This window comes from Pseudomonas sp. RG1 (assembly GCF_025910115.1).
GTDB classification, from domain to species: Bacteria; Pseudomonadota; Gammaproteobacteria; order Pseudomonadales; family Pseudomonadaceae; genus Aquipseudomonas; species Aquipseudomonas atacamensis.
Genome location: NZ_JAPCIK010000019.1, coordinates 144,205 through 162,911, shown reverse-complemented (window position 1 = coordinate 162,911; position 18,707 = coordinate 144,205). Strand labels below are relative to the sequence as shown.

Genomic DNA, 18,707 nt, shown 5'->3' with positions numbered 1-18,707 from the left:
GACTGGTGGGCTCAGTCAGCCGCCGGATGGGCAAGCGCATCCAGCGTCAGACGAAGCGCCTCAATCCCCTGCTCATCAAGCTGGCAGGCCGTCTTGATCTTGCCGGTGATGGCTCTGATGTCGTCTTCCATGGCCCGGCTTTCGGGCGTCAGGTCGATCAGCACGCGGCGCTCGTCTGCCGGATCGCGCTTGCGCGTGACCAATCCGGCGCCTTCCAGACGTTTGAGTAGCGGTGTGATGGTTCCCGCGTCCATGGCCAGGTAAGTGCCGAGTTCGCCCACAGACAATGGCGCGCCATCCAGAAGCTGCAGGATCACCAGATACTGCGGAAAGGTTAAGCCCAGTGGTTCCAGATACGGCTTGTGCAAACGCACGACACGGTTGGCAGCGGCGTAGAGTGCAAACGACAGCTGCGTTCCCACGTGATTTCGGTTCGAGCTCATTTCATAGTTCGCTATTATATAGTGCACTATATGTTTCATGAGTACGAAAGGAGTGTCAACCCAGGCAGCCCGTGCGGTGTCGATCAGCACCTCTGTCAGCGATCCGGATCGCCAACAGAGGTGCTGATCGCCACGCTTGGTTTACTTGTGCGCCAGCAGCGCCTTGCGTGCAGCCTTGGCGTGCTTCATGGCAGCGATTTCCCGCTCGCACGCTTCGACATCGAAGGAGTTGTCCCACTTGGCAATGGCAATGGTGCCGATGCCGTTGCCGATCAGGTTGGTCACCGCTCGCGCCTCGTTGAGGAAGCGGTCGATGCCCAACAGCAACACCAGGCCTACCAGAGGAATGGAGTGAATGGTGGTGAGCGTGGCCGCCAGAGTCACGAACCCTGCCCCCGCCACGCCGGCCGAGCCCTTGGACGTCAGCAGGAACACGCCGAGCAGAATCATCTGATCCATGAAGGTCAGCGGCGTGTTGGTCGCCTGGGCGATGAAGATCGCCGCCATGGTCAGGTAAATGCAGGTGCCGTCCGCGTTGAAGGTGTAGCCCGTCGGCAGGACCATGCCGACCACGGATTTCTTGCAGCCGAGCTTTTCCAGTTTGACCATCATTCGCGGCAGCACCGCTTCGGTCGAACAGGTGCCCAGGGTGATCAGGATTTCATCTTTGAAATAACGCAGAAACTGCATCAGCGGCATGCCCGACCATCGCGCCACCGCCCCCAAAACAACGACGATGAAAATCAGCGTGGTGATGTACAGCGCGACCAGCAACTGCCCCAGCGACAGCAGAGTGCCGATGCCGTATTTACCGATAGTGAACGCCATGCCAGCCCCCGCGCCCAACGGCGCCAGACGCATGACCATCGCGACGATTTTGAACAGACCTTGCAGGAACAGATCGATGGTGTTGATCAGCGGTTTGCTGGTTTCGCCCATTTGCACCAAGGCGACGCCCATCAGCACCGACAACAGAATCACTTGCAGCATGACGCCATTGGAGAAAGCGCCGAGGAAGGTATGCGGAATGATATTGAGGAAGAACTCGACCAGACCGCCCTGCTCGCTCGCCGCCTGGCTGTATTTGTTGACAGCGCTGCCATCGAGGGTTCCGGCGTTGATGTTCATGCCGGCACCGGGCTTGACCACGTTGACTACGATCAGGCCGACCACCAGAGCGATGGTGGAAAGAATCTCGAAGTAGATCAGCGCTTTCACACCGATCCGTCCGACCTCCTTGATGCTGCCCATCTTGGCGATACCGACCACCACCGTGCCGAAAATGATCGGCGCCAGGAGCATCTTGATCAGCTTGATGAAACCGTCGGCAAACGGCTGCAGCTTGGCGCCGATGTCGGGCACGAAGTATCCGATGGCAGCGCCGATGACGATGCCGATCAGCACTTGCACATAGAGCTGGCTGTACCAGCGTGATTTTGAAGTTTCCACGGAAGCACCTCATTTTATTGTTGTGGTGGGCATGTGGCTTTGGCGTCGAGGATGACGCCTGAAGCTGCGGCCTCGGCAAAACGAGGCCGCAGGTGAAACCGAATCAGCCCTCGCCCAGTTCGCGCATGACGGCATACAGCGCAGATTTGGCTTCGAAGCCGACACCCGGGATATCCGGCAGCCCGACGTAGCCGTTTTCCACGCGAATGCCATCGGCAAACCCGCCGAATGGCTGGAACACGTCCGGGTACGATTCGTTGCCGCCCAAGTGCAGACCGGCGGCGATGTTCAACGACATCTGGTGACCACCATGCGGCACCACGCGGCGCGAAGACCAACCCAGCTCTTCCATCACTTTCAGCGTGCGCATGTACTCGACGAGACCGTAGGACAGCGCGCAGTCGAATTGCAGGTAGTCGCGGTCAGGGCGCATGCCGCCGTGGCGCAACAGGTTGCGGGCATCCTGGTGAGAGAACAGGTTTTCGCCGGTGGCCATCGGCAGTTCGTAGTGATTGGCCAGCTCGGCCTGGAGCGCATAATCCAGCGGGTCGCCGACTTCTTCGTACCAGAACAGGTTGTACTTCTTGATCGCCTCGGCGTAGGCGATACCGGTTTGCAGATCGAAGCGGCCGTTGGCGTCGACCGCCAGGCGCTGGCCGTCGCCCACCACTTCGAGCACCGCTTCGATGCGGCGGATATCTTCGTCCAGCGGCACTGCGCCGATCTTCATCTTGACCACGTCGTAGCCACGATCCAGATAGCTCTGCATTTCCGCCTTGAGCTTGCTCTGGTCCTTGCCCGGGTAGTAATAGCCACCCGCCGCATACACCCACACTTTGTCATCGGCAACGCCGTTGCGATAACGATCGGCAAGCAGGCGATACAGCGGCTTGCCTTCGATCTTCGCCACCGCATCCCACACCGCCATGTCGATGGTGCCGACCGCTACTGAACGCTCGCCATGCCCGCCCGGTTTTTCGTTGGTCATCAGGGTTTTCCAGATGGCGAACGGATCGAGGTTATTGTTCTCGTGATCAATCAGGGTTTCCGGGTCGGCCTCGGTGATCCGCGCCAGAAAGCGATCGCGCATCAACGCGCCCTGGCCGTAGCGACCGTTGGAGTTGAAGCCGTAACCGATGACCGGTTTGCCGTCGCGAATCACGTCGGTAATGACCGCGACGACCGAGCAGGTCATCTTCGAAAAATCGATGTAGGCATTGGCGATCGGGGAAGCAATGGAGACGGTTTTTTCACGGATATCGACGATACGCATGACGGGTTCCTCTTGTTGTGGTGACCCAACGTTATGCGTTGCGACGACACCCGCCCAATGCTATTAATGCCGCGCCCTATGCACAGGAGGCATTGCCCTTGGAACTGGTTTGGCTTGAGGATTTTTCAGCACTGGCCGAGTACGGCAGCTTTGTCCGGGCCGCCGAAGCGCGCCATGTGACGCAGCCGGCGTTCAGTCGCCGAGTGCGCTCGCTGGAGACCTGGATGGGTGTCGAGTTGTTCGTGCGCACCCCGCAAGGCGCGACGTTGACCGAGGCCGGCAGGCAGATTTTGCCCAGCGCCCAGGAAGCGGCCAGACGCCTTTACCGCATGCGCTCCGAGGCCCAGGAAGTGGCTGGCATGGCGGCGAAAACCTTGCAGTTCGCCGCCACTCATTCGCTGTCATTCACCTTCTTCCCACGCTGGTTGCGCAGCGCCGAAAGTGGCGCGCCGATCGATGCGGTTCGCCTGCATTCCGACAGCATGGCCGTGTGCGAACAGATGCTGATTCATGGCCAGGTGCAGTTCCTGCTGTGCCATCGCCACCCCGACGTTCCGCCATTACTGGCGCCTGATCAGTTCATTGACAAGAAGGTCGGCGAGGACGTACTTGTGCCGCTGGCGAGTGCTTCAGCCCAGTTCGGCACGTCGCCTGAAACCCTGCCCTATCTGGCCTACACCCACGAATCCGGCCTGGGCCGAATCGTCGCCCACAGGCTGCATGGCAAGGCTGATTATCTGCACCTGAAACCATTGTTCAGCAGCCACTTGGCCGCAGTGCTGATGTCGATGGCGCTGGAAAGCAAAGGCGTGGCCTGGCTGCCGAAAAGCCTGACCGAACAGGAAATGGCTGACGGGCGTCTGGTCAGGGCACTGGATGAAAGTTGGGATATTCCCCTGGAAATACACCTGACTCGCCCGACGGCACCGATCAGCCCTTCGGCCGAGGAATTCTGGGCGAAGCTGGGCGGCTGACACCGCTAGCGATAACGGGCAGATGCTCAATCCACCCGGTTCAACTGCGGTAGCTTCCATTTATCGGACAGCACATCTTCCTTGGGCTGATACAGGCGCAACAGCACATAAAACCCGCCCTTGGGCGCCGGCAACCAGTTGGCCGCGTGCTCGCCTGTTGGCTTGTCATGCGAGATCGGAATGGTGATCGAGCCGTCTGCGGCGACCTTCAGGCCTTGGGTGTCGGTGCCGACCTTATAGCGGTTGATCGGGTTGTCGACGAGCATTTTGTCGTTGGCGTCGTACATGGTGAGCGACCAGAAGGCGTCGACCGGCGGCGCTGAGGCCAGCTTGATTTCGTAGCGATGAGCCCCTGTGAGCGGCTGATTCTTGCTATCGGTGAAGCGGATCGGGTACATCGCTTCGCGTTCACCCTGGCCGCCGAGATAAGGCCCCGCCACCATCGCGCGCAATGGGTAGTTGTAGCCGAAGCTGTCGAGACCGGTCACCCAGTTCCAGCCGTTGCGGATCGACGAGGTGCTGGCCAGCGAGGCAATTGCCACATACGGCGCGACCTTCAAACCTTCTTCCAGGCCTTTGCGCGTGGCCGGATCGAGTTTTTCCGGCGAGAAGCCTTTGTCGGTCAGACCGATACGGGCGAACTGGGCGAACAACGCCGCGTCGGCCGGCTTCACCGGGTTATCCTTCAATGCCGCTGCCAGTTCCGTGAAGAAGCCCAGCGAATCGTCCGTCTGCGGTAATGCTGGCAGGGTCTCGGCAGCCGGTGCCTTGCCGCTGAGGGGCGCGACACTGAACTGCTTCTGCAAAGCCAGAATCGGTGCAACGTCTTCGCCCTGCTTGACCTGCATGCGGCCCCATAACCAGATTTTTCCGGTCGAAACGTCAAGGCGCTTGGCATCCTTGGGCAACTCGCCTGTCCAGCCCGGCGGCACCAGCACAAACTTGCCGGCCTGGGTGCCCGTAGTGCGCCGCCCGACGTAGTGCTCCAGTTCCTGCCACATGTTGAACACATCGACCACGTAATAACGGTCCTGCGTATCAGGCACGCTGAGTACGTAGGGCTCGGTCAGGTCGAGCACGGCGCTCATGTAATAGGTGTCGTTGTTGGCGGTGGGCATGTCCTTGGCCGACGGTGAGGCCAAGGCTGTGGCCCAGCCGATCTGATTAAGACCGGCGCGATAACTGGTGGCGGGCTTGGGACTCGGAACGCGGGTGTACTCGCGCGCTACACGTTCCATGCGCACCAGCGGATAACCCCAGTTGTAAGCCGAAATCGCCAGGCTATAGCCATCGGCGTGCATGCCTTTCTCGACAGCGTCGGGTGTCGCCGGCGTGCTCAGCAGCAGATCCGGTGCCGCGGCCTGCGCCGGCATCACGCCGCCCAGTGCAACACAGAGTGGCAGGGCACAAAACAGCAGCTTGCGAGGTGGGGACATGATCAGAATCCTTTCACGGAGATCGACGTGCCGAAAACCGGCCGATTGACTGGAGGCGTGAAAGAACCGTAGGCACAGAGTCGGGAGCCGTCAAACTGATGCGCGGGAATATTCATGTGTGCGACAGCTGGATGGCCGGATCGAAAAGCCGCCCCGTTCAGAGGCGGCCGGGCCGGATCAAAACTCCAGCGAAGCGCCGTCCGCCGGGATGTCCACCCGGCTCTCGATGCCGTGCTTTTGCAGATAGCTGCGCAGCTCAGCGCGGGTCAACGACATGTGGTTGATCGCGTCCATGTGCACGGCGACGATCTTCGCGTTGCTGGAGACACGAATTTGCCGGTTGAATGCATTGCCGGGGAAGCCGGGTTTGGCACGCCGCTGTCGTTGCGGCAGCAGTTTGCGGCGCACTTGGGGACGTCGCCTTCGGATTATCGAAAGATGTTTTGTCTTTGGGTGAAACGCGAAGGCGGTGCACGGGCGTGACGAGCACTTTTTGGGGTCGACTTGATTCCGGCGGCGCGGCAGCCCCTCATCGGAACGCCGCCCGCCCAGACCTCTCCCGAGGGAGAGGGCGCCGATTTGGGTGCTGTTCAAAACCTGAGTTCGTCCCGGTATTTCAGGTCGGCGAATTTCTCCTAAACACCTCGGTCAGTCCCCTCTCCCTCCGGGAGAGGGCTAGGGTGAGGGGCTTTTGGCCTTTGACTCGATTCATGCCACCGTGAGCCCCGTCCATAGCTCCGAAACCGCCCACAGTCGCTCAGCCAGCGCAGCATCCGCCGCCCATTTCGCAACACCCTTGCGGCCTGCTTCCGGTTCATTGATCGGCGCAACATTGCAGTCTTCGCAATACACGCCGCCCAAATCCGCAAGCAATGCACTGGTCGCGCACCACAACCCCGTCGCCGCGCCTTGCTCGACAGTTTTCAGTCCATTGTGCGCATCCAGCCGTGGCCGGCCCTGCTCATCCAGCGCATCGAATGCGGCAAGTTCCGCCGTGCTCAAGTGCCGTGCCAGATCCGTCAGAATCTGCCCTGGATGCAATGAAAACGCGCGAACGCCGTGACTGCGCCCGCGACGATCGAGCGCCATGGCGAACAAGGCATTGGCCGTTTTCGACTGACCATACGCGACCCATTTATCATACGGCCGTTGCAGGAAATCGATGTCGGCAAAGTCCACCCCGGCAATCTGATGCCCGCGCGAGGACACCGACAGCACCCGCGCCTGTCCAGCCTTGACCAGCGCGGGCCAGAGGCCGCAGGTCAGGCGGTAATGACCGAGATGGTTGGTCGCGAACTGGCTTTCATGGCCATCGGCATCGCGCAGCAACGGCGCGGCCATGATTCCGGCGCAGTTGATCAGCAATGACACTGGCTGACCCGCGCTGACCACGCTGTGGCTGAACGCCGCCACCGACTCGGCCTGCATGAGGTCCATGGGCATCACGCGGACACCGTCAACACCCGCCAATGCCACCTCTGCCCGCTCCGTATCTCTGGCCGGCACAATGACCTGCGCCCCTGCCGCCGCGAGGCTTTTTACCGTCAGCAGACCGAGGCCGGAATAGCCGCCGGTGACCACAGCGAGTTGCCCGCGCAGATCGATGCCGGCCATGACTTCAGCCGCTGTGCTGGCGGCGTTGAACGATGATTGCACAGGTTGTTGGAACGTAGCCATGAGCCTTAATCCTGAGTGAGCTATCGAAGGCCTTCATTCTTGGCTAAGCTCTCGGGACGAACCAGTCTGATAAATCCAGGTTTCTGTCGTGATCATCCAAAATCCTGCTGGCGACCCACTCTCTGCCGTATTGGCACTCTCGGAACTGCGCGCAGCCTGCTCGGTTCGCTTGCAAGCGGGCGGTGTCTGGGCGCTGCGTTTCCAACCCATCGAACTGAAATTCAACGTGGTGCGACGAGGCGAATGCTGGCTGCGCATGCAAGGCGTGCCGGCGCGCCTGTTGCAGGCCGGCGACTGTTTTGTGGTGTCACGCACGCCGTTTATTCTGGCCAGCGGCGCCGATGTCGAAGCGATTAACGCAGCGGATGTTTTCGCCCATGACGGCGCCTCGGCAACGTTCGGTGTCGGCGAGGAAGTCGAGTTGCTGGGCGGCAGCGTGTCGCTATCGGGACCCGGCGCAACTGAACTGCTCGACGTGCTGCCGACCTCGCTGATCATTCGTGCCGAAACCGCAGGCGCCTCGTCGTTCGGTTGGCTGCTTGATGAACTGGGCCGCGAGTGGCCGTCACATCAGGCCGGCTCGCAGGCGATGTGCAACGACCTGCTGCGGCTGATCTTCATCCATGCGCTGCGCCATCACATCAACAGCGCGGATGCCGAACAACTGGCCTGGCTGGGCGGACTGCGGGAACCGGCGATTGCCGGCGTCTTGCGCGCCATTCACGCTGCTCCGGAAAAGGCCTGGCGACTGACGCAAATGGCCGAGATGGCCTGCATGTCGCGATCGGGTTTCGCGGTGTTATTCAAAACTTGCATGGGTGTAGCGCCGGTCGAGTACACCACGCGCTGGCGGATGCGCGTGGCCGCGTTCCGCTTGCGCAATGGTCGGGACAATGTGGCCACTGTCGCCGCGTCACTGGGCTACCTGTCCGACGCGGCGTTTGGCGCTGCCTTCCGCCGCGTGCACGGCATATCGCCGGGGCAATACCGGCGCGATCCACTCTTATAGTCCGATGATCAAGGTTATGATCGCGACAACCGCCGCCAAGGACATCCGCCGATGCCTGCCATGAAAACCCGCCCCACCCCCGCGCCATTGCTCAAGCCCGGCGAAACCGTGGTGCTGTTCGACGGCGTGTGCAAACTGTGCAACGGCTGGGCGCGGTTTCTGATTCGGTATGACCGTCAGCGCCATGTGCGTCTGGCGGCGGTGCAATCGCCCGAGGGCCAGGCCTTGCTGGCGTGGGCCGGTTTGCCGCTGGACGAGTTCGACACCATGGCGGTGATCCGCGACCGCAATTATTGGGAGCGATCAGATGCATTCCTGGAAGTGATCGGGCAACTGCCGATGCGCTGGCAGCCGTTGAAACTGCTGCGGATCTTCCCGCGTCGTCTGCGCGACTGGGCTTACGATCGCATCGCGCTGAACCGCTATCGGCTGTTCGGCAAGTACGACACTTGTCTGCTGCCGACTGCGGATCACGAAAGCCGTTTTCTAAAGGCCCACGGCTGACCCGATCAGTTGAAGCGGCGTCATCTTCGTCACCATCATCAGCACGATGACAAACATTCCGGCGAACCCGGCGACGCCCATCCAGAACCACCAGCGGTACGTGCTCGCGTAGCGATCATCCAGAGGCAGGCTACCTTCGCCCGCGCTCAGCGCCATGCTCTGCAAACGCTTTTGCAACACCAGCACCGGCAGCCACAACGCGCCGACACAGAAGAAAATGATCAGCGAAGTCAGCAGCCATTCGGTGCTCATCGAAAGCCCCGAGAGCCGCATCAGCAGGTAGCCGGTAATGACCTGCACAAACCCGGCCGGCGTGGTGATCCACGTATCAAAGCGCACCACCATTCGTGCGACATGGGCGATCACTTGCGGGTTGCCGCTGCGGCTGGCGGCGATCAGGTAGAGGTAGGAGCCCATGCCGAAACCAAAGAGGAAAATCGCCGCAATGACGTGCAGGTACTTCAGGCAGAGATAGAGCATCTCAACGCTGCCCTTCGGCGAACTGAACCGACAGGCTCAGATTGGCCGGATCGTTGATCGCCGCCAGATATTCCTCAACGCTGATTTCGCCGACACATGGGCGCGCGCCAGATACCGGCAGGTAACCCCGGGCCATTTTGCTGGCGAGAGCGACGGCGGCGCAGCTGGGGATTTCCGGGCCTTTGTCATTCAGCGCTGTGAGTTGCGCGGTCATGCTCAGCGGCTGGCCGTCGACGTCGACACCGCGAACATCGATGTACATCGCGCTCTTGCCATCACCGAAGCGTTCGAACCTCGTTCCCAGTCGATGCAGGCGCGCCGCCCAGCGCACATGATCGCGCACCAGACCGAAGCGCAAGGCTTGCGCCAGCAAGGCGTTGGCGACACCGCCGAGCTTCAGGCCGGCGCCAGCCTTGAAGCGCAGCGTCTGTGCGCCATAGCGGCGAGCGAAAATATCCATGTCCGGCACATCGACATTGGACAGCACCCGCGTGCCCAGTTGCGGCATGCTGCGCAGGGTCAGGTCGAGCCAGCCCAATACTTCGTGAACCTGGCCGTTTTTCAATTGTTTGATCGGTTTGCCTGCGTAGGCGAGCACGCCTTCGACCGTGGACAGCCCCGGCATTTTTGCCGAGGAAGAAATGCCATGCTCGATCGAATCGATTCGCGCAAAACGCGAGCGCTGCTGGTCAATGATTGCCGAAGACAAGGTCGGCACTGAACTGCAACCGCTGAGCAGCGCCACACCAGCCTCCCTGGCGCGGGCGTCGAGCACAGCAATGCCGTTGACGAAGGTGCGGCAGTCAGCCAGATCGCAGTAATTGACCCCGGCGCCGATGCAGCTCTCAGCAACCGCGTAGGACTGCCCCTGAAACGGCCCGCCGGTGTGCACCACCAACTGAATATTCAACTCTCGCAACGCCGCTTGAAAACCTGCGCCCATCGCATCACCGCACCAGCCTTCACAAGCTCGGCCCGACTGCGCTTGCAGCTCAGCGACCTGGCGTTGCAACTTGCGCGCGTCGCGGCCCGACAGCAGCAGCTCAATCTCTGGCATCTGCGCCAGATGCCGACAAACGATACTGCCGAAATTGCCGTAACCACCGACGACCATCACCCTGAATGCCATTGCCCTGTCCCTGTTCCAGCCTAAACGTGTGGCGCAGAGGATATAGGGCGCAGCCGCGACCAGACATTTATTTTGCAACCGGGTATCACCGCGTCCGCTCGTCCCAGGCAAAAAGAATGAACCCAACGCACCTCTCGCCGCCTAACGCACAGACCATCAGGAGTTAAGCCTATGCAAATCGAAACCGTGTGGATCGTATTGGCGGTCATTCTCGTGCTGATCGAGCTTTGGGCCATCAACCGGGTGCGCAAAAGCGAGGGGAAATCGAGCAATAAAGGCGTGTGGATCGTGCTGATCGTGTTCGTGCCGCTGTTCGGCCTGATCGCCTGGGCGTTGGCGGGGCCCAAGCATATTGGTCGCGGCTCGCCTTCCCAGGCCAGCCGTTGAGCAACGACGCAGGCCCGTCTCAAGCATCACCCGCAGCCCGGCTTTTGCCGGGCTTGTTATATGCAATGCCCGCCGCGCGGATTTCTTGCAGGCTGCACGAAAGCATTGTGCCTGCTTCGATGCCAGCCCTTGATTTAGAAGGGTTGCGCTTGATCGGCGAGTTGGCATGAGTCATGCGATAGCCTCTTCCTGAATACACAGCAGCGCGAAAAAAGAACGCTGTGTTCAATCCGTGATAAGCAGAGGCCTCAAAAAATGAATGCCATCGACCTTCTCAAAGCCGACCATGAAAAAGTCAAAGCCATCCTCAGCCAACTGAGTGAATCGACCGACCGCGCGCTGAAAAAACGCGTCGAGTTGCTGGGCAAACTGGAAATGGAAATCACCATCCACACCCGCCTCGAAGAAGAGATTCTCTATCCTGCGTTCAAGGAAGCCGGCAGCAAGGAAGAAGACATCATGTATTACGAAGCCAAGGAAGAGCACCGCACCGTGGACTCACTGGTACTGCCTGATCTGAAAGAAACCGATCCAGGCACCCCGGAATTTGCTGGTCGGGTCAAAGTGGTCAAGGAACTGCTGGAGCACCACATCGAGGAGGAGGAAGAGGAAATGTTCCCGAAAGCGCAGAAGCTTCTGGGCAAGGCGAAGCTCGAGGAACTGGGCGCACAGATGGAAGCGATGAAGGCGAGCCACAAAAAGGAAATGGCGGCCAACAAAATCGCCGCTTGAAGTGCTGAAGACACCGAAGCCCGGCAGCGATGCCGGGCTTTTTTTGTGCGCCCAAACTGGCCCTCGCTCCTACATTGGATATACGTGCGTTCGGAAATTCCTGAACAAGCCACGAAACCTGTGGGAGCGAGCCTGCTCGCGAAGGCGTCAGGTCAGCCACATCATCTTGACTGACACTCCGCTTTCGCGAGCAGGCTCGCTCCCACGGGGTCAGTGTTGGTCTTGATGCAGGTTGTGATCAAACCGCCCAAGGCGGCCCGGTCTCGAATTTCGCTTCGATCCACTCCTTGAACGCCACCACCGCCGCCGCTGGAAACCGCGATGACGGCCTGACCAGATAAACGCCGCCCGCCGAATCCAGATGCCAGTCGGGCAACACGTGAATCAGCCGCCCTGCCGTCAGATCGCGGCTCATCAGCCAGTCGCCGGCACCGAGTATGCCGGCGTCGGCACGGGCGGCGGCGAGCAGGGATTCGCTGTCGCTGGCGGTCAGGTTGCCGTGTGGCGTAATGGTCTGCACTTCGTTGCCGCGATGCAGACGCCACAGCGGGAACGACGCCAGCCCGCTGAAGCGCAGGCAATTGTGTTGCAGCAGATCCTGCGGGGTTTGCGGCATGCCGTGGGCCTCGATGTAGGCCGGCGATGCGCAGAGAATCCGACGATGGTCACTGAGCTTTTTTGCAATCAGGCGATTGTCATCAAGCTCGCCGATGCGAATAGCCGCGTCGAAGCCCTGCTCGATGATGTCGACCAGGCCTTCGCTGTAATCGGCGACCAGCGAGACCTGCGGGTGAGCCTTGAGAAATTCCGGCAGCAGCGGCCCCAGCCATAACCGCCCCATCGCCGCCGGCAACGCCAGGCGCAGGGTGCCGCGCACTTCGCTGGCGCCCTGCACCGCTTGCTGCTGCGCTTCGTTCATCAACTCGACGGCCGCGCGCAGGCGCTGTTCGAGTTGCAGGCCAGCCTCGGTGATACGCACGTGTCGCGTCGAGCGCTCCACCAGGCGCACGCCGAGTCGCTTCTCCATCGCCGCGAGGCGCTTGGAAACGATGGTCGGATGACGCTGCAACAAACGGCCCGCCGCGACAAACGAGCCTTGCGCGGCGACGGCGAGGAAAGCAGCGATCTCATCGCTGTGCGGGTTGCTCAGAACATCCAGATTCATGGTTTTAAAATGATCGCCCCTGATGATCGGCCCGATTCAAGATCGGCGTGCGCTTGTGCCGCGTCAGCCAATGAATAACGCGCGCGGATTTGCGGCGTGATGATACCGGCGGCAACAGCGGCCAGCACATCTTGCGCGCGCTCCTGGTATTCAGCTGTCGTGGCGGTGTGCGCGGCCAGCGACGGACGGGTCAGGAACAGCGAGCCTTTGGCGTTCAGCGTGGCCATTCCCACCGCTGCCGGCGCGCCGGTCTGCGCGCCGAACGAGACCATCAATCCGCGTGGGCGCAAGCTGTCCAGCGAGGCCTGAAAAGACACCCGACCAATCGGGTCATATACCACATCGACCTTGCGCCCCTGGGTGATACGCACCACATCGGCGGCGAGAGTCTCGGCATCGATCACCAGTACTTCGTCACAACCGGACGCGCGAGCCTTGTCGACACTGGCCTGCTTCGACACCACACCGATCACCCTTGCGCCAAGGTGTTTGGCCCATGGCACCATGATTTCCCCCAGACCTCCCGCGACGCCGTAAACCAGCATTGTCGTGCCCGGCCCGACCGGGTAAGTCGCCTTCAGCAGATACTGCGCGGTGATGCCTTTGAACAACACCGCCGCCGCATCTTCGAACGACAACTCATCGGGGATCTTCACCAGCCGCTCTGCCGGAAACAGCCGCGCCGAGGCGTAACCGCCCAAGGGGCCGGTGGCGTAAGCGACCCGATCACCGACGCGGACATTGCTCACACCGGCACCGACCGCCGCCACCCGACCCGCGCCTTCCAGACCCAGCCCCGACGGCAACGCCACGGGCACTGCACCTTTGCGCTGGCTGACATCCAGGTAATTGACGCCCACCGCCGCTTGCTCCAGCCAGACCTCGCCGGACCCGGGGGCCTGTTCGCTGACAGCGTGCAATTGCAGGACATCCGGTGCGCCCGTTGCGGTGAAGCGGATTGCGTTGGCCATGGTCATCTCCATTCATTTGTTAAGCGTTGAGCTCAGTCTGAAAGCGCAGCATTTAACAAACAACCCAGCCTGAATGCAGTTCATTGCTGCAACGGCTGCAGCAATACACACATAAAAAAGGAGCGGCACGTGCTGCCGCTCCTCTTTCAACAATCAATCGAACGCGCCGTTGAGCACCTCGTAGATCAGCCCGGTGGCCAGCGCAACGAGAATGAGGTCAGTGCCCGCCTGTCGCCATTCGTAGCCGTCATAACGAGGCAAATGGCCGAGCATGCGCCCGTCCAGCTTCTTGGCGATACCCGGGGGCAACGGTTTGCCCCGCGCCAGATTCTTTTGAATACCCGGCGGCAGCGGCGGCCCCGGATTCCAGTATTCGCCGCGATAACCATCGATGATGCCGAGAATATTGCCGCGATCGAAACTCGGGCCGCCACCATTGCCAGAGTGTTGCTGGCCCTTGTTGCCATTGCCTTGGCCGCCCCCGCCCTGTTTGCCGTGATCCTGCATGTTTTGCGGTTTGCCCTTGCCGTTGCCCTGGCCGCCCTGACCACCCTGCCCCTTGCCATTGCCGGGGTCAGCCAGTGCCGTCGTGCTGCTGATTACCAGCGCGAGGCAAGACAACGCGGTAATCAATCTGCGAGCTTTTCTCATGTGCGATTCCTTCGGTTGGGGGATGCTCTAGAGTATGGGCGAATGTGCTCAGCTTAGTGGATTTCTTCTTGCTGACCACTCGGCCTTGCGTCAGGATTCCCACCCTCTCCACCCCTGATCGAAAAATCATGAATCGTCAAAAGAAGCTGCAGCAGTTGTTCAAGGAAAAGGCCAAAAAGGCCAATGCCAAACTGGCGCCGAAAAAGCCCAAATACATCTGCAAGGCCGACCGCCTGAAGCTGGAAGCCGAAGCGGCGCAGGCGGCGGCCGAAAACAGCGAAAGCTGATTCAGGCTGTCTGCCGCGACGTCAGCCAGGTCATCAGCGCCGCCAGCACCAGCAATGCCGCGCTGGCGAAAAACGTCAGCCGATAGCCACTGCCGTCGAACAGCAGACCACCGATGGTAGAACCCGAGGCAATCGACAACTGCACCACCGCCACCATCAGCCCACCGCCTGCTTCGGCATCGTCGGGCAGCGTGCGCGCCAGCCACGACCACCAGCCTACCGGCGCCGCCGTGGCGATCAATCCCCACAAGCCCAGCAACACGAACGTCGCGACCACTGAACCGCCCATTCCTATGAGCGCCACCGCGATGATCGCCATTAACAGCGGGATGGCGATCACCACGCGATACAACCCCTTCTTCAACACCGAACCGATGACCACGGTGCCGATAAACCCGGCCACGCCAATGACCAGCAGGATGATCGACAGCATCGAAACGTCGACCTGGGTCACGGTCTCCAGAAACGGTCGCAGGTAGGTGAACAGAACAAACTGGCCCATGAAAAACAGACCTGCGCCGAGCATGCCCAACGCCACCCGGCGGCGTTTGAACAGGGCGAATACATTTCCCTCGTTCGCCTTGCGTGGCGCGGCCGGCAGCGCGGGCAAGCTGATCCATTGCCAGAGCAGCGCAATCAGCGCCACGGGTATCAGGCAGAAAAACGCCCCGCGCCAGCCAATCACACTGCCCAGATAACTGCCCAACGGCGCCGCCACGACGGTCGCCAGGGCATTGCCGCCGTTAAAAATTGCCAATGCCTTGGGCACGCTGGCGGACGGCACCAGACGCATGGCCAACGCCGCTGACATCGACCAGAAGCCGCCAATCACCACACCGATCAATGCGCGGCCAATCATGTACACCGTGTAATTGGGCGCCAGACCCACCACCAAACCGGAGGCGCACATCAGCGCCGTCAACAGCAGCAACAGGCGCTTGCGATCCATCGAGCCGGCGAGCCTGCTGATCGTCAGGCTGGTCAGCACCGCGAACGCGCCGGAGATGGCAATGCCATAGCCGGCCAGGCCTTCACTGATAAGCAAGTCCGTAGCCATTGGCGTGAGCAGACTGACCGGCATGAACTCTGAGGCGATCAGGGCGAAGACGCACAAGGTCATCGCGAACACACCGCTCCAGTACGCCGGTTGTTCGCCGTCAGTGGACGCTTCGATGGGCTGGGCTGTCGGGGTGTCGATTACTTGAGCCGTCATGCGAAAACCTGTCTTGAAGAAGAAATCATCGAGGCACTTCTGCCCCGTTACTCAGGCTGCAAAGCTTGACGGATCAGGCTTAACTTGATTAGTAGCGGTAATCTTCATGTGCTTTTGAGAAAAATTCAGCAATGAGCAACGCCAAAGTCAACGACCTGCAGGCCTTTCTGGCGGTGGCCCAGGAGCAAAGCTTCACCAAGGCTGCCGCCCGCCTCGGCGTCACGCCGTCTGCGCTGAGTCATACGGTCCGCGCGCTGGAGCAGCGTCTGGGTATCCGCTTGCTCGCTCGTACGACGCGCAATGTCTCGCCGACCGAGGCGGGCGAACGCTTGATGCACTCAATTGCGCCGCTGTTCGAGCAGATCAGCGCCGAGCTCGAAGCCCTTGGCGAATTGCGCGACAAGCCCAGCGGCACGATCCGCGTTTCCTGCACGGACGATCAGATCGAATTGTGCATCCGGCCGATGCTTGCAAAGTTTTTGCAGGACTATCCGGATATCACCTTGGAGTTTTACGTCGATTACGGATTTACCAATGTGGTCAAGGAACGCTTCGATGCCGGCATTCGTCTCGGTGAATCGATCAGCAAAGACATGATCGCCGTGCGCATCGGCCCGGACTGGCGCCTGGCCGTGGTGGCCTCGCCAGGTTACTTCGCTCGCCACCCGGCACTCACCACGCCGCATCAGTTGACGGAGCACACTTGCATCAACATCCGTCACCAACCGGCCGGCGCGATTTACGCCTGGGAGTTTGCGCACCAGGGTCAGGACTTCAGCGTGAAGGTCGACGGGCAACTGGTGTTCAACAGCATCATGCATGTGCTCAACGCCGCCGTGGACGGCATCGGCGTGGCCTACGTGCCCGAGCAATTGGTCGCGCCGTATCTGGCGGACGGGCGACTGGTGGAAGTGCTGGAAGAGTGGTGCCCGACGTTTCAGGGCTATCACTTGTATTACCCGAACAGACGCCAGAGCTCCGCAGCGTTTGCAGCGTTTGTCGAAGCGCTGAAATACAACCGCTGACAAACGCAACTCTTCAATCCAACTCAAATCCCTGTGGGAGCGGGCTTGCCCGCGAAGGCGCCAAATCAGATACATCCACATTGAATGACACACCGCTATCGCGAGCAGGCTCGCTCCCACAATGGTCCGGTGCAAGGCCACAATCTTCAGCGCAACCCAAATCCCTGTGGGAGCGGGCTTGCCCGCGAAGGCGCCGGCACATTCAAAATCATCATCGCCTGTCACACCGCTTTCGCGAGCAGGCTCGCTCCCACAGTGGTCCGGGGCAAATCTACGATCTTTGTCGCACCCCAAATCCCCTGTGGGAGCGGGCTTGCCCGCGAAGGCGTCGGCACATTCAACATTATCATCGCCACTCACACCGCTTTCGCGAGCAAGCTCGCTCCCACAATGGTCCGGGGCAGATCAGCAATCCTTGTCGCAACCCAAATCTTTGTGGGAGCGAGCCTGCTCGCGAAGGCTTCGGCACATTCAACCTCATCATCGCCTGTCACACCGCTATCGCGAGCAAGCTCACTCCCACAATGGTCCGGGGCAAGGCCACAATCTTCAGAGCAACCCAAATCCCTGTGGGAGCGGGCTTGCCCGCGAAGGCGCCAGATCAGATACATCCACGTTGAATGACACACCGCTTTCGCGAGCAGGCTCGCTCCCACAGGTCCAGCGGCATCGCGAATAGCCTGGCACCACGCAATCTGAATTTTTCCGCCAACCTGCCCCCTAAATCCTGAGCGGTCGATATACGTCCGCCGATGCAAGGAGGGTAAATACGCATGTCGGATAATCAGGCGCCTTCGCCGCGCAACACAGAGGAATCCACCCAAACACTATTGAGCCGCTTGCTCATGGCGCGCGGGCCTGGCGGTCAGGAGGACGAGGTTCGGGCGATCTGCCTGGAAGAACTGCGGCGCCATTGCGACGAGGTCTGGACCGATCGGGCCGGCAATGTCATCGGCCTGCTCAAGGGCCGCGAACCCGATCCGGACGGCAAGCACGCTGTGCGCATCATGGGCCACATGGACGAGATCGCCATGCTGGTCAAACGCGTCGAGCCGGACGGTACGTTGCGGGTGGTTGCCCTCGGCGGTGCGAATCCGGTGAATTTCGGTGTCTGTCCGGTGGATATTCTCGGCGATGCGCAAACCCTGCCCGGCGTGCTCTCATTCGGCTCGATGCACGCCACCACAGGCTCGCCGCAGGGCCAGGATGTGATGAGCGGCGCGGTGGAGTGGAAAGACGTGCACATCATCACCCGCCACGACCCGCAAACCTTGCAAGACATGGGCGTGCGCCCCGGCACCCGTGTCGTGCTCAGCCAGCACTGGCGTACGCCGTTCAGAGTGGGCGATGCCACCGCTGCGCATTTTCTCGATGACCGCGCGCCTGTCGTCGCCATGCTCCAGGCCGCCGAGCAACTCAAGCGCAGCCCGACCGAATTGGCGCACGACACCTACTTTGTCTTCACCACCCTTGAGGAAGAAAGCAACGCCGGCGCAATGTACGCCGCTGCGCACCTGCCCGGTGACACCACAATCGCGGTGGAAGTCGGCCCGGTGATGAGCGAGTACGCAACGCGATTGAGCGTCGACCCGATCATCGATACCGGCGACCAGAAAGGCTATTACTCGCGCGGCGTGGTCATGGCCTTGGCCGACGCAGCCAAGCGTTGCGGCTTCGATCCACAGTTCGCCCTGCTGGTGGATTTCGCCTCCGACGCCAGCGCGGTGATGAGCTCAGGCATCAGCGCCCAGGCCGGATGCATCGCAATCCCGACCGAGAATACCCACGGGTTTGAACTGGTCGTGGATGGCGCGATTGAAGCGTGCGCGCAGACGTTGGTCGAATATTTGAAAGGCTTGCAGAATGAGGTATCGACCTGACCCGCAGTCCAATAAAAAGGGA

The 18,707-nt window shown here is 60.8% G+C and carries 20 protein-coding genes and 1 pseudogene; 9 read left to right on the top strand and 12 right to left on the bottom strand.

Going from position 1 to position 18,707, the window contains the following annotated elements:
- Nucleotides 1–11 precede the first annotated feature (11 nt).
- From OK411_RS12205 to OK411_RS12195, 3 genes are all read right to left on the bottom strand, one after another.
- Nucleotides 12–443: a MarR family winged helix-turn-helix transcriptional regulator gene (locus OK411_RS12205; protein WP_016774314.1), complete on the bottom strand. Its 432-nt coding sequence runs from the start codon at nt 441–443 to the stop codon at nt 12–14.
- A 141-nt stretch (nt 444–584) separates the two neighbouring features.
- Nucleotides 585–1,892: a C4-dicarboxylate transporter DctA gene (dctA, locus tag OK411_RS12200; RefSeq protein WP_016774313.1), complete on the bottom strand. Its 1,308-nt coding sequence runs from the start codon at nt 1,890–1,892 to the stop codon at nt 585–587.
- Between the two features lie 103 nt (nt 1,893–1,995).
- Nucleotides 1,996–3,165, bottom strand: coding sequence for a mandelate racemase/muconate lactonizing enzyme family protein (locus tag OK411_RS12195; RefSeq protein ID WP_024012582.1), 1,170 nt, complete (start codon nt 3,163–3,165; stop codon nt 1,996–1,998).
- 98 nt (nt 3,166–3,263) lie between these two features.
- Here OK411_RS12195 and OK411_RS12190 point away from each other — a divergent pair, with 98 nt between their 5' ends.
- Nucleotides 3,264–4,139, top strand: a complete 876-nt coding sequence (locus OK411_RS12190; RefSeq protein ID WP_264364971.1) for a LysR family transcriptional regulator — start codon at nt 3,264–3,266, stop codon at nt 4,137–4,139.
- Nucleotides 4,140–4,165: 26 nt separating this feature from the next.
- On the opposite strand, the gene OK411_RS12185 is transcribed toward OK411_RS12190, so the two are convergent.
- Nucleotides 4,166–5,575: a DUF1254 domain-containing protein gene (locus OK411_RS12185; RefSeq protein ID WP_264364970.1), complete on the bottom strand. Its 1,410-nt coding sequence runs from the start codon at nt 5,573–5,575 to the stop codon at nt 4,166–4,168.
- A 327-nt stretch (nt 5,576–5,902) separates the two neighbouring features.
- Between OK411_RS12185 and OK411_RS12175 the strand changes: the two are divergent.
- Nucleotides 5,903–6,058: pseudogene (locus OK411_RS12175) on the top strand (GlxA family transcriptional regulator); the annotation flags it as partial.
- A gap of 225 nt (nt 6,059–6,283) precedes the next feature.
- On the opposite strand, the gene OK411_RS12170 reads toward OK411_RS12175, so the two are convergent.
- The gene (locus OK411_RS12170; RefSeq protein ID WP_264364969.1) at nt 6,284–7,252 is read right to left on the bottom strand and encodes an oxidoreductase; all 969 of its coding nucleotides are present in this window, start codon (nt 7,250–7,252) and stop codon (nt 6,284–6,286) included.
- Nucleotides 7,253–7,340: 88 nt separating this feature from the next.
- Between OK411_RS12170 and OK411_RS12165 the strand changes: the two genes are divergently transcribed.
- On the top strand, nt 7,341–8,261 hold the full coding sequence (locus OK411_RS12165) for an AraC family transcriptional regulator (RefSeq protein WP_264364968.1): 921 nt from the start codon (nt 7,341–7,343) through the stop codon (nt 8,259–8,261).
- 51 nt (nt 8,262–8,312) lie between these two features.
- The gene (locus OK411_RS12160) at nt 8,313–8,765 is read left to right on the top strand and encodes a thiol-disulfide oxidoreductase DCC family protein (protein ID WP_264364967.1); all 453 of its coding nucleotides are present in this window, start codon (nt 8,313–8,315) and stop codon (nt 8,763–8,765) included.
- On the opposite strand, the gene OK411_RS12155 is transcribed toward OK411_RS12160, so the two are convergent.
- A complete protein-coding gene (locus tag OK411_RS12155) occupies nt 8,748–9,245 on the bottom strand; it encodes a DUF2269 family protein (protein WP_264364966.1) in 498 nt (165 codons plus the stop codon). The genes OK411_RS12160 and OK411_RS12155 overlap by 18 nt on opposite strands.
- A 1-nt stretch (nt 9,246) precedes the next feature.
- A complete protein-coding gene (locus OK411_RS12150) occupies nt 9,247–10,374 on the bottom strand; it encodes a saccharopine dehydrogenase family protein (RefSeq protein ID WP_264364965.1) in 1,128 nt (375 codons plus the stop codon).
- A 171-nt stretch (nt 10,375–10,545) separates the two neighbouring features.
- Between OK411_RS12150 and OK411_RS12145 the strand changes: the two genes are divergently transcribed.
- Complete coding sequence (locus tag OK411_RS12145; RefSeq protein ID WP_016774306.1) at nt 10,546–10,761, top strand: PLD nuclease N-terminal domain-containing protein; 216 nt, start codon at nt 10,546–10,548, stop codon at nt 10,759–10,761.
- A 19-nt stretch (nt 10,762–10,780) separates the two neighbouring features.
- Here OK411_RS12145 and OK411_RS12140 read toward each other — a convergent pair whose 3' ends face one another.
- Entirely contained in the window at nt 10,781–10,936 is a 156-nt protein-coding gene (locus OK411_RS12140; RefSeq protein WP_177434000.1) for a hypothetical protein, read from the bottom strand.
- Between the two features lie 80 nt (nt 10,937–11,016).
- On the opposite strand from OK411_RS12140, the gene OK411_RS12135 reads away from it, so the two are divergent.
- Nucleotides 11,017–11,493, top strand: a complete 477-nt coding sequence (locus OK411_RS12135; protein ID WP_136493610.1) for a hemerythrin domain-containing protein — start codon at nt 11,017–11,019, stop codon at nt 11,491–11,493.
- A gap of 238 nt (nt 11,494–11,731) precedes the next feature.
- On the opposite strand, the gene OK411_RS12130 is transcribed toward OK411_RS12135, so the two are convergent.
- From OK411_RS12130 to OK411_RS12120, 3 genes are all read right to left on the bottom strand, one after another.
- A complete protein-coding gene (locus OK411_RS12130; RefSeq protein WP_258711491.1) occupies nt 11,732–12,658 on the bottom strand; it encodes a LysR family transcriptional regulator in 927 nt (308 codons plus the stop codon).
- The gene (locus OK411_RS12125; protein ID WP_264364964.1) at nt 12,655–13,629 is read right to left on the bottom strand and encodes a quinone oxidoreductase family protein; all 975 of its coding nucleotides are present in this window, start codon (nt 13,627–13,629) and stop codon (nt 12,655–12,657) included. Before OK411_RS12125 ends, OK411_RS12130 begins: the two co-directional genes overlap by 4 nt.
- A gap of 153 nt (nt 13,630–13,782) precedes the next feature.
- On the bottom strand, nt 13,783–14,280 hold the full coding sequence (locus OK411_RS12120; protein WP_123442753.1) for an anti-virulence regulator CigR family protein: 498 nt from the start codon (nt 14,278–14,280) through the stop codon (nt 13,783–13,785).
- 128 nt (nt 14,281–14,408) lie between these two features.
- Between OK411_RS12120 and OK411_RS12115 the strand changes: the two genes are divergently transcribed.
- Nucleotides 14,409–14,567 (top strand): DUF2986 domain-containing protein, encoded by a 159-nt coding sequence (locus OK411_RS12115; RefSeq protein ID WP_024012572.1) that lies wholly within the window; start codon nt 14,409–14,411, stop codon nt 14,565–14,567.
- Nucleotide 14,568: 1 nt separating this feature from the next.
- On the opposite strand, the gene OK411_RS12110 is transcribed toward OK411_RS12115, so the two are convergent.
- Nucleotides 14,569–15,780 (bottom strand): MFS transporter, encoded by a 1,212-nt coding sequence (locus OK411_RS12110; RefSeq protein ID WP_123442754.1) that lies wholly within the window; start codon nt 15,778–15,780, stop codon nt 14,569–14,571.
- A gap of 131 nt (nt 15,781–15,911) precedes the next feature.
- On the opposite strand from OK411_RS12110, the gene OK411_RS12105 reads away from it, so the two are divergent.
- Both OK411_RS12105 and OK411_RS12100 read left to right on the top strand, forming a co-directional pair.
- Nucleotides 15,912–16,805: a LysR family transcriptional regulator gene (locus tag OK411_RS12105; protein ID WP_123442755.1), complete on the top strand. Its 894-nt coding sequence runs from the start codon at nt 15,912–15,914 to the stop codon at nt 16,803–16,805.
- Between the two features lie 773 nt (nt 16,806–17,578).
- Entirely contained in the window at nt 17,579–18,685 is a 1,107-nt protein-coding gene (locus OK411_RS12100; RefSeq protein ID WP_264364963.1) for a M20/M25/M40 family metallo-hydrolase, read from the top strand.
- Nucleotides 18,686–18,707 lie beyond the last annotated feature (22 nt).

Coding starts and splice junctions, on each gene's coding strand:
- OK411_RS12195 (WP_024012582.1), bottom strand. CDS start 3,165: ATGCGTATCGTCGATATCCGTGAAAAAACCGTCTCCATTGCTTCCCCG.
- OK411_RS12185 (WP_264364970.1), bottom strand. CDS start 5,575: ATGTCCCCACCTCGCAAGCTGCTGTTTTGTGCCCTGCCACTCTGTGTT.
- OK411_RS12105 (WP_123442755.1), top strand. CDS start 15,912: ATGAGCAACGCCAAAGTCAACGACCTGCAGGCCTTTCTGGCGGTGGCC.
- OK411_RS12160 (WP_264364967.1), top strand. CDS start 8,313: ATGCCTGCCATGAAAACCCGCCCCACCCCCGCGCCATTGCTCAAGCCC.
- OK411_RS12135 (WP_136493610.1), top strand. CDS start 11,017: ATGAATGCCATCGACCTTCTCAAAGCCGACCATGAAAAAGTCAAAGCC.
- OK411_RS12110 (WP_123442754.1), bottom strand. CDS start 15,780: ATGACGGCTCAAGTAATCGACACCCCGACAGCCCAGCCCATCGAAGCG.
- OK411_RS12120 (WP_123442753.1), bottom strand. CDS start 14,280: ATGAGAAAAGCTCGCAGATTGATTACCGCGTTGTCTTGCCTCGCGCTG.
- OK411_RS12115 (WP_024012572.1), top strand. CDS start 14,409: ATGAATCGTCAAAAGAAGCTGCAGCAGTTGTTCAAGGAAAAGGCCAAA.
- OK411_RS12140 (WP_177434000.1), bottom strand. CDS start 10,936: ATGACTCATGCCAACTCGCCGATCAAGCGCAACCCTTCTAAATCAAGG.
- OK411_RS12150 (WP_264364965.1), bottom strand. CDS start 10,374: ATGGCATTCAGGGTGATGGTCGTCGGTGGTTACGGCAATTTCGGCAGT.
- OK411_RS12100 (WP_264364963.1), top strand. CDS start 17,579: ATGTCGGATAATCAGGCGCCTTCGCCGCGCAACACAGAGGAATCCACC.
- OK411_RS12170 (WP_264364969.1), bottom strand. CDS start 7,252: ATGGCTACGTTCCAACAACCTGTGCAATCATCGTTCAACGCCGCCAGC.
- OK411_RS12155 (WP_264364966.1), bottom strand. CDS start 9,245: ATGCTCTATCTCTGCCTGAAGTACCTGCACGTCATTGCGGCGATTTTC.
- OK411_RS12205 (WP_016774314.1), bottom strand. CDS start 443: ATGAGCTCGAACCGAAATCACGTGGGAACGCAGCTGTCGTTTGCACTC.
- OK411_RS12130 (WP_258711491.1), bottom strand. CDS start 12,658: ATGAATCTGGATGTTCTGAGCAACCCGCACAGCGATGAGATCGCTGCT.
- OK411_RS12145 (WP_016774306.1), top strand. CDS start 10,546: ATGCAAATCGAAACCGTGTGGATCGTATTGGCGGTCATTCTCGTGCTG.
- OK411_RS12125 (WP_264364964.1), bottom strand. CDS start 13,629: ATGGCCAACGCAATCCGCTTCACCGCAACGGGCGCACCGGATGTCCTG.